This window comes from Embleya sp. NPDC050493 (genome assembly GCF_044458105.1).
Taxonomy (GTDB): domain Bacteria; phylum Actinomycetota; class Actinomycetes; order Streptomycetales; family Streptomycetaceae; genus Embleya.
The window spans coordinates 292,210-301,360 of the sequence record NZ_JBITHP010000011.1 but is presented as its reverse complement, the minus strand read 5'-3'; the positions used below and the strand labels follow the sequence as shown (position 1 = coordinate 301,360).

The window sequence follows — 9,151 nt, the reverse complement described above, 5'->3', positions numbered from 1 at the left end:
GGGGGGGGGGGGGGGGGGGGGGGGGGGGGGGGGGGGGGGGGGGGGGGGGGGGCGGCGGGGGGGGGGGGGGGGGGGGGGCGCGGGGGGGGGGGGGCGGGCCCGCGCCCCCCCCCCCCCCCCCCCCCCCCCCCCCGCAGCCGGTATGTCGCCGTCCCCGCTCATCTCACACCCGGCGCATGACGGCCACCACACGGCCCAGGATGGTCGCCTCGTCTCCCGGGATGGGTTCGTAGGCGGGGTTGTGCGGCATCAGCCAGCGGTGCCCGTCCCGGTGGCGCAGGCGCTTGACGGTGGCCTCGCCGTCGATCATCGCCGCGACGATGTCGCCGTTCTCGGCGACCGGCTGCCGGCGCACCGCGACGTAGTCGCCGTCCATGATCGCGGCCTCGATCATCGAGTCGCCGCTCACCTTGAGCAGGAACACGTCACCGTCGCCGACGAGCTGGCGCGGCAGCGGGAACACGTCCTCGATGGACTGCTCGGCCAGGATCGGGCCACCGGCCGCGATCCGGCCGACCACCGGCACGTAGGACGCGGCCTGCGAGCCGCGTTCGGCGTGCGGCCCGGCCGGCGCCAGCGGCCGGCCGCCGTCGGGCGAGCGCACCTCGTAGGCGCGCGGCCGGTGCGGATCACGGCGCAAATAGCCCTTGCGTTCGAGGGCCATCAGTTGGTGCGCGACGGAGGAAGTGCTGGAGAGGCCGACGGCCTCGCCGATCTCCCGCATGCTCGGCGGATATCCGCGGGACTCCACGGAGGTGCGGATCACTTCGAGGACGCGCGTCTGGCGCGGCGTCAGCCCCCCCGTCGGGCGCCGCGTCACACCGCCCTGGACCTGCCCGTTCTCGGTGCCCGGGGCGGGCGTCGGGGGTGGCACGGAGGCACTGTGCGGGTGTTTCGCAGGGAGAGTTTCGGTGCGGATTCCGGGGTGGATTGCTCCGGTGGCTTCTCCGGTCACGGCTGGCCCTTTCGACGGATTGCTCGCACGTGGAGAACGGTAGTCGGGTTCGAAAGGTTGCGCCAAACACACGTTCGAGTGAATTTAGGCCAATCCAGTGGCGATCATTCGGTTCCCGCTGTAGTAATCGTACATACATTCGAATTCGACTGGGAAAAGCCATCGTTTCCAGCGCCCGATATGTCGCATCCGTCACCCGTATGCCGCGACACGCGGCCGGCCGGGTTAATTTTTCGCCGCCGGCGGGCGGTGACCTGCGGGGATGACGAGAGGTCACCGAAGGCTCTCCGAGTGTCTGCGAGTCGGCTTGCAGCGCTCGGGGTCGCGGTCTACCGTAGCCACTACATCTTGTGGTCGAGGGCGTTGAAGGAACCCACAAGTTGTGGTTGCCGTATATACCATATTCCCGGAGCGCACCGGACGGGCCCCTTCGCGGCGGCCCTCGGGGCGAGGGCGCGGCAACGACCGGGCACGCTTCGCCATACCGCGCGCGGCACGCACGGGCAACACGTACGACCTGCGTCTCAACGAGGGGGAGAGGAACCGCATGCACTGCCCCTTCTGTCGGCGAGCGGACAGCCGCGTCGTGGACAGCCGGACCACCGACGACGGCGCCGCGATCAGGCGCCGACGATCGTGTCCGGACTGCGGACGGCGGTTCACCACGATCGAGACCGCCTCGCTCACGGTGATCAAGCGCAGCGGCGTCACCGAACCCTTCAGCCGGGACAAGGTCATCGCCGGCGTGCGCAAGGCCTGCCAGGGCCGCCCGGTCACCGGTGACGCGCTGGCCCTGCTCGGTCAACGGGTCGAGGAGGCGGTGCGGGCCACCGGATGCGCGGAGTTGACCACCCACGACGTGGGCCTGACGATATTGGGCCCGCTGCGGGAGCTCGACGAGGTCGCCTACCTGCGGTTCGCGTCCGTGTACCGAGCCTTCGAGTCGTTGGAGGACTTCGAGGCCGAAGTCGCCCTGCTGCGCGCCGGTCGCGCGGAGTCGGCGCAGCCCGCGGTGCCCGTGGACGCGGCGGACGGTCCCACCTCGGACTGACCGCGGATCACCAGAAATCAATTTCGGTAGCACACGAACGACGGACCACCCGACCGGTCGGCGGGACATCCCCCGGGATGCTCCGGCCTGCCCACGGCGTTGTTCAAAAGAGGAGACGGCATGACAGAGACGACGAGCGGATCGGCCCGCGGTTCCGGCCGGTCACGACCCGGCAAGGGCCTGCGGATCGAGCGCGTGTACACGACCCCCGGCGTCCACCCTTACGACGAGGTGGTCTGGGAGCGTCGTGACGTCGTCATGACCAACTGGCGCGACGGCTCGATCAACTTCGAGCAGCGTGGTGTCGAGTTCCCCGACTCCTGGTCGGTGAACGCGGTCAACATCGTCACGAGCAAGTACTTCCGCGGTGCGGTGGGCACGCCGCAGCGCGAGTGGAGCCTGAAGCAGCTGATCGACCGGGTCGTCAAGACCTACCGCAAGTCCGGCGAGGAGAACGGCTACTTCGCCGGCCCCGCCGACGCGGAGATCTTCGAGCACGAGCTCGCGTACGCCCTCCTGCACCAGATCTTCAGCTTCAACTCGCCGGTCTGGTTCAACGTCGGCACCGCGCAGAAGCAGCAGGTCAGCGCGTGCTTCATCCTGTCGGTCGACGACTCGATGGACTCGATCCTGGACTGGTACAAGGAAGAGGGCCTGATCTTCAAGGGCGGCTCCGGCGCCGGCCTGAACCTGTCCCGGATCCGCTCCAGCAAGGAGCTGCTCACCTCCGGCGGCAACGCCTCGGGCCCGGTCTCCTTCATGCGCGGGGCGGACGCCTCGGCCGGGACCATCAAGTCGGGCGGCGCCACCCGCCGTGCGGCCAAGATGGTGGTCCTCGACGTCGACCACCCCGACATCGAGGACTTCATCGACACCAAGGTCAAGGAGGAGGAGAAGATCCGCGCGCTGCGCGACGCGGGCTTCGACATGGACCTCGGTGGCGCCGACATCGCGTCGGTGCAGTACCAGAACGCGAACAACTCGGTCCGCGTCTCGGACGAGTTCATGAACGCGGTCGAGCAGGGCGGCGAGTTCGGCCTGCGCGCCCGGCTCACCGGCGACGTGCTGGAGACGGTCGACGCCAAGGCGTTGTTCCGCAAGATGGCCGAGGCCGCGTGGGCCTGCGCCGACCCGGGCATCCAGTACGACGACGAGATCAACAAGTGGCACACGTGCCCCGAGTCGGGCCGGATCACCGCGTCCAACCCGTGCTCGGAGTACATGCACCTGGACAACTCGTCGTGCAACCTCGCGTCGCTGAACCTGATGAAGTTCCTGCGCGAGGACGACACCTTCGACGCGGTCAACTTCGCCAAGGTCGTCGAGCTGGTCATCACCGCGATGGACATCTCGATCTGCTTCGCCGACTTCCCGACCGAGAAGATCGGCGAGACCACCCGCGCGTTCCGCCAGCTGGGCATCGGCTACGCCAACCTGGGCGCGCTGCTGATGGCCACCGGTCACGCCTACGACAGCGACGGCGGCCGGGCACTGGCCGGTGCGATCTCCTCGCTGATGACCGGCACGGCGTACAAGCGCTCCGCGGAGCTCGCCGCCATCGTCGGCCCGTACGAGGGCTACGCCCGCAACGCCGAGCCGCACAAGCGTGTCATGCGCCAGCACGCCGAGGCCAACGACGCGGGCAAGCGCATGGACGACCTGGACGCCCCCGTGTGGGACCTGGCGACCAAGGCGTGGAAGGACGTCGCCAGGCTCGGCGACAAGAACGGCTTCCGCAACGCGCAGGCCTCGGTGCTGGCCCCGACCGGCACGATCGGCCTGATGATGGACTGCGACACCACCGGTGTCGAGCCCGACCTGGCGCTGGTGAAGTTCAAGAAGCTGGTCGGCGGCGGCTCGATGCAGATCGTCAACGGCACGGTCGCCCGGGCGCTGCGCCGGCTGGGCTACCAGCCCGAGCAGGTCGAGGCGATCATCGAGCACATCGCCGAGCACGGCCACGTGGTGGACGCGCCCGGCCTCAAGCTCGAGCACTACGAGGTCTTCGACTGCGCGATGGGTGAGCGCACCATCTCGCCGATGGGCCACGTGCGGATGATGGCGGCGATCCAGCCGTGGATCTCCGGCGCGATCTCCAAGACGGTGAACATGTCCGAGGACGCCACCGTCGAGGAGATCGAGGAGATCTACTTCCAGGGTTGGAAGCTCGGCATCAAGGCGCTGGCGATCTACCGCGACAACTGCAAGGTCGGCCAGCCGCTGTCGGCCGGCAAGGGCGAGAACAAGGGCAAGGCGGACGACGGCAAGTCGACCGCGGCCGCCGTGGTGGAGAAGGTCGTCGAGTACCGCCCGGTGCGCAAGCGCCTGCCCAAGGGCCGGCCCGGCATCACCACGTCCTTCTCGGTGGGTGGCGCCGAGGGCTACATGACCGCCAACTCCTACCCGGACGACGGCCTCGGCGAGGTCTTCCTGAAGATGTCCAAGCAGGGCTCGACCCTCGCGGGCATGATGGACGCCTTCTCGATCGCGGTCTCGGTCGGCCTGCAGTACGGCGTGCCGCTGGAGACCTACGTCTCCAAGTTCACCAACATGCGCTTCGAGCCGGCCGGTCTGACCGACGACCCGGACGTGCGGATGGCGCAGTCGATCGTCGACTACATCTTCCGCCGCCTGGCGCTGGATCACCTGCCGTTCGAGACCCGCTCGGCGTTGGGCATCCACTCCGCCGCGGAGCGCACCCGGCACCTGGAGACCGGCTCCTACGAGCCGGACGAGCCGGCCGCCGTCGAGGACATGCGCACGCTCGCGCAGTCCGCGCCGGTGGACGCCGCACCCAAGGCCCCGGACCTCAAGCCGGTCCCGGCCGCGGTGCACTCCTCCACCGAGCTGCTGGAGGCCCGCCAGGGCCGCAGCGCGGACGCCCCGCTGTGCTTCTCCTGCGGGATCAAGATGCGCCCGGCCGGCAGCTGCTACGTGTGCGAGGGCTGCGGCTCGACCAGCGGCTGCAGCTGACCCGAGCGGCGCTGACGTGAACGCCCGAAAGGGGCGGGGAACCGAGTTCGGTTCCCCGCCCCTTTCGGTGCGGCCGGTGCGGCGGGCACGCGGCGTGGTGGTGCGGCCCTACGTGCTCGACGGTTCGGCTCGCGTGCGGTGGATCGCCCCGGCGGGTCGTCCCGCGCACCGCCCCGGCGGGTCAGCCCGCGAGCTGCTTGGCCTTCGCGTCGCGCTTGGCGAAGACCTCGTCGCGCATCGACTCCATCTCCTTGAGCACGTTCTTGCGCTCGCGCTTGGAGAGGCGGTCGATGTACAGGTATCCGTTGAGGTGATCGGTCTCGTGCTGGAGGCAGCGGGCGAAGTAGCCCTCGCCCTCGATCACCAGCGGGTTGCCGTCCTTGTCCACCCCGCGCGCGATCGCGCGGTCCGGGCGGGCCAGGTCCTCGTGCGGGCCGGGGACGGACAGGCAGCCCTCGCCCGCCTCCTCCAAGTGCCGCTCGGTCGCGGGCAGTTCGTCCAGGACCGGGTTGATCAGGTGGCCGACGTGCCGGTGGCCGTCCTCGTCCACGCAGTCGTACACGAACAGCCGAATACCGACGTCGACCTGGTTCGCGGCCAGGCCCACGCCGTCGGCGACGTACATGGTCAGGAACATGTCGTCGATCAGCGTGTTCAGTTCCTCGGTGCCGAACTCGGTGATCTCGGCGCAGGGCCGGTGCAGGACGTCCTCGCCGACCACGGTGACGCGCAGGACCTTGCCGCGGGCGGCCTCGGGCGCCATGGCGGGGTACGAGTCCACCGGGCGGCCCATCACAAAGATCCGGCCTTCTTCGTGATCGTGGTGATCGTGGCTGGAGTGGTCGTGGTGCTCGGCCATCGGTTTGCTTTACCTTTCCACCAGGGCATGAACCCGAATCACCCTACCCGCACCCGTCAGGGCAGGACTGCCGACGCCTTGGCCGTGATGGTGACCTCGCCGGGCTCGGTGACGGTGATCTCGGTCCAGCCGTCCTCGGTCTCGCCGATGCTCGTGTTGGGCTTGTTCGCGACGAACCAGCTGGTTCGGTGGATGCGCACGGTGAACGTGCCGGCCTGCTGGGCGAGCAGCGTGAAACCGCTGGGGGTGATGTCCACGAGCTGGCCGGGGCCGTCCAACAGCGGAACCGGGTCGGCGACCTCCCAGATCACCCAGTGCGGGTCGGACCACACCGGCACCAGCCAGTCGGCGCCGGCGCGCAGGATCTCCGCCTCGCGCTTGGCGGAGGGGTCCAGCGGCACGTCGGGCAGGGCGATGAAGCGCACGCCGGTCTCGCGCACCCAGCCGTGGTACTGCCCCTCGTCCAGCGTGGGGCCGTAGAGCACCGCGTTGTGCGCGCGGTCGAGTTGGCGCTCCCAGCCGCGGGCGAGCGGCATGTGCTCGGCCACGTAGACCGTTTCCCAGTGGCCGCGGGTGAACGGGATCTCGATCCGGCCCACCGGCAGGTTGGCCCGCTCCAGGAAGTCGAGCATGCCGGTGTAGTAGGCGGAGTTCTTGCCGGTGCTGTCCTGGTTGTTGAACGCGACCGCCTTGCCGGCCGAGGAGAACTGCCAGGCCAGCAGCGGGATGGCGAGCAGCACCACCAGCCGCCTGCGGCCCAGCGAGAGCAGCACCACGGCCATCAGCGGGCCGGCGCACAACTCGCCGAGCCGGGCCACGTTCCCGCCCACCGCGCTGGGGATCAGGAACAGCACGGTGGAGGAGAGCGCGTACAGCCACAGGAAGCGGCGCGCGCTGACCTCGGTGCGCGGGAGCAGGGCCAGGCCCACCCCCGCGAAGCCCAGGATCGCGGCGAACCGCCACAGCGGGAAGGAGAAGTCGCCCCCACCGGGGAAGATCAGCGACATCACCAGGCCGATCACGGCCGGGGCGAGGCTGAACCGGGTCGCCCACACCCGTTCGGCGGGCACCCACGCGAGCGCGATCATCAGCAGGAACGCGGCGGCCAGCGGACTGGCCAGGCCACAGAACCCGGCGGCGACCGCGGCCCACGCACGATGCCCGGTGCGGGCCGCCAGGATCGCCATCAGCCCGGCGGCCACGCCGAGCACGAAGGGGGTACGGCCGATCAGGTACTCGATGCTGACTATCACCGCGAACCAGCAGCTGCCGACCCGGCGAGCCAGGTCGCCGCGGCCCAGGCGCAGGCGGGAGAACGCCCACGCGGCGGCCACGCAGGAGATGGCGGTGAGCAGGCGGGTGCCGATCCCACCGGCCAGGACCGGGGTGATCACGCTGTAGCCGGGCAGCAGGTGGCCGCCGTACCACTGGTTGTTCCACAGCACCGCGCCGTGGTCGCGCACCAGCCAGGCACGGAAGATCTGCGCGGGCCAGTCGGCGCCGCTGATGCCCAGCACGGTCAGCAGCCCGACCAGGGCCAGGGTGATCACGTAGGGATGCTCGGCGACCGCGATCAGGACCCCGCGCAGGTGCCGTCGCCAGGCGCGGCGGGTGGTGCCGCCGGCATCCGACTTGGGCTCCCCGAGGGGTATGCGGCCGTCCAGAGCATGTGTCATGACGGCCTAGTTTTTCAGATCGGGGCCGAAGTGGTGCAGGTGGGCACTGAGGTAGGACGCCGGATTGTCCGATGTATGGCGTGCCATGGCGCAATGTCCACCGTGGAATCACCGGTGCGGCGCGAAAAAATCCTTCGTTCGGATGAAACGGCGATTCAGACCACGGGGCCGGATGGGGGGCCGGGCAGGTCATCCTCAGGGGGTGGCTCGGGCGGGTTGGGCAGCCCCGCACGGGCGCGCAGGTCGCGCGGGTCGCGCGGACCCTCGATCCGGCGGATCACCGAGAGCGCGGCGGTGTGGAACGCCTCCAGGAACGCCTGCGCGGTGGACGCCGGCCACTCCGCGCGCTGCACGGCGTGCATGTTGTGATCGGTGTCGCACCAGCACGCCACCTCGACCGTGGCGGTGACGCTGACGAACGGACCGTCCAGCTGCCACACGTCCAGGCCCAGTTCCAACCAGTCGCCGTCGGCCTCGTACAGCAGCAGCGCGGTGCCCAGGATGTGCGGGGACGGCTCGGGCTCGGGCTCGGGACTCAGCGGGTCGGGCTCGTTCCAGAACCAGCGCGCGGGATCGTCGAGGGAGCGGCGCAGATCGAGCGCTTGAGCGGCGGCGACCAGGCGTTCGCGGCCATGGTCGTCGAGATCGGGAAACAGCCGCTCGAACGGGATGTCCGAGGCAGGGCGCTCGGTGGCGGGCACGCGGGCATTCTGCCGTGGCGGGGGGTCTTCCCGTCAACGTCGGGTTGTGTGACCGCCGCCGACGATGGCCGAATTTGCCCTTCTATGCCGGGACTGTACCGCCGCTCCGGTGCGGGATAGCCGATTCATCGACTCGATTCGCCATCGGTGCGATACCGATTCGCCGGCCGCGCCGCGCGGCGCGGCCGGCAGGACGGATCGACGGACCGATCGACGGATCGGTCGACGGGCCGGGGCAGGCGCCGTGCCCCGGCGGTGGGTTGGCAGACTTCGTGGCGAACCGGTTCGATACGAATCACTTCGGTGGTCGGCAGTGCAGGGAGCCTGACATGCGGGTAGCGGTGTTCGCGGGATCGGCGTCGGGTGTCTCGCCGCGGTTTCGGGAGGCGGCGATCGAGCTGGGTCGCGCCCTCGCGGAGGCCGGCGTCGGGATCGTCTACGGCGGCGGGCACGTGGGCCTGATGGGCGCGGTGGCGGACGCGTGTCTGGCCGCGGGCGGCGAGGTGATCGGGGTGATGCCGCGCTCGCTGGTGGACCGGGAGATCGCCCACCTGGGCCTGACCGAGTTGCAGGTCACCGAGACCATGCACGAGCGCAAGGCGGCGATGGCCGACCAGGCGGACGCCTTCGTGGCGCTGCCCGGCGGCGCGGGCACCCTGGAGGAACTCTTCGAGGTGTGGACCTGGCAACACCTGGCGATCCACGCCAAGCCGGTGGCGGTGCTGGAGGTGGACGGCTTCTGGCGGCCGCTCCTGGACGCGCTGGACACGATGACGGCGAACGGCTTCCTCAAGCCGGAGCTGCGCTCGACCCTGCTGGTGGCCCGGGACGGCGCGGACCTGCTGGCCCGGACGAACGGGTGGCAACCGCCGCTGCCCAAGTGGGCGGGCGGCCTGGACCCGGCGGCGCCGCCGAAGCCGTGAGCGGTCCGGGCCG

General features: G+C 70.2%; 7 protein-coding genes. 3 read left to right on the top strand and 4 right to left on the bottom strand.

Features of this window, described 5'->3' with window-relative positions; translation table 11 throughout:
- Window positions 1–163 precede the first annotated feature (163 nt).
- A complete protein-coding gene (lexA, locus tag ACIBM5_RS23045) occupies window positions 164–874 on the bottom strand; it encodes a transcriptional repressor LexA (RefSeq protein WP_396008544.1) in 711 nt (236 codons plus the stop codon).
- A gap of 628 nt (window positions 875–1,502) precedes the next feature.
- On the opposite strand from lexA, the gene nrdR reads away from it, so the two are divergent.
- Both nrdR and ACIBM5_RS23035 read left to right on the top strand, forming a co-directional pair.
- Entirely contained in the window at window positions 1,503–2,006 is a 504-nt protein-coding gene (nrdR, locus tag ACIBM5_RS23040; protein WP_391581635.1) for a transcriptional regulator NrdR, read from the top strand.
- Between the two features lie 120 nt (window positions 2,007–2,126).
- On the top strand, window positions 2,127–4,979 hold the full coding sequence (locus tag ACIBM5_RS23035) for a vitamin B12-dependent ribonucleotide reductase (RefSeq protein ID WP_396008543.1): 2,853 nt from the start codon (window positions 2,127–2,129) through the stop codon (window positions 4,977–4,979).
- 181 nt (window positions 4,980–5,160) lie between these two features.
- Here the strand turns inward: ACIBM5_RS23035 and def are convergent, their stop codons facing one another.
- The 3 genes from def to ACIBM5_RS23020 form a co-directional block, all read right to left on the bottom strand.
- The gene (def, locus tag ACIBM5_RS23030) at window positions 5,161–5,838 is read right to left on the bottom strand and encodes a peptide deformylase (protein WP_391581638.1); all 678 of its coding nucleotides are present in this window, start codon (window positions 5,836–5,838) and stop codon (window positions 5,161–5,163) included.
- A 56-nt stretch (window positions 5,839–5,894) separates the two neighbouring features.
- On the bottom strand, window positions 5,895–7,514 hold the full coding sequence (locus ACIBM5_RS23025; RefSeq protein WP_396008542.1) for a hypothetical protein: 1,620 nt from the start codon (window positions 7,512–7,514) through the stop codon (window positions 5,895–5,897).
- A 155-nt stretch (window positions 7,515–7,669) separates the two neighbouring features.
- On the bottom strand, window positions 7,670–8,215 hold the full coding sequence (locus ACIBM5_RS23020) for a hypothetical protein (RefSeq protein WP_020554763.1): 546 nt from the start codon (window positions 8,213–8,215) through the stop codon (window positions 7,670–7,672).
- Between the two features lie 329 nt (window positions 8,216–8,544).
- On the opposite strand from ACIBM5_RS23020, the gene ACIBM5_RS23015 reads away from it, so the two are divergent.
- Complete coding sequence (locus ACIBM5_RS23015; RefSeq protein ID WP_396008541.1) at window positions 8,545–9,138, top strand: TIGR00730 family Rossman fold protein; 594 nt, start codon at window positions 8,545–8,547, stop codon at window positions 9,136–9,138.
- Window positions 9,139–9,151: the final 13 nt, after the last annotated feature.

What these genes read in the sequence shown, in the direction of transcription:
- ACIBM5_RS23025 (WP_396008542.1), bottom strand. Translation starts at nt 7,514, where the DNA reads ATGACACATGCTCTGGACGGCCGCATACCCCTCGGGGAGCCCAAGTCG.
- ACIBM5_RS23015 (WP_396008541.1), top strand. Translation starts at nt 8,545, where the DNA reads ATGCGGGTAGCGGTGTTCGCGGGATCGGCGTCGGGTGTCTCGCCGCGG.
- def (WP_391581638.1), bottom strand. Translation starts at nt 5,838, where the DNA reads ATGGCCGAGCACCACGACCACTCCAGCCACGATCACCACGATCACGAA.
- ACIBM5_RS23035 (WP_396008543.1), top strand. Translation starts at nt 2,127, where the DNA reads ATGACAGAGACGACGAGCGGATCGGCCCGCGGTTCCGGCCGGTCACGA.
- nrdR (WP_391581635.1), top strand. Translation starts at nt 1,503, where the DNA reads ATGCACTGCCCCTTCTGTCGGCGAGCGGACAGCCGCGTCGTGGACAGC.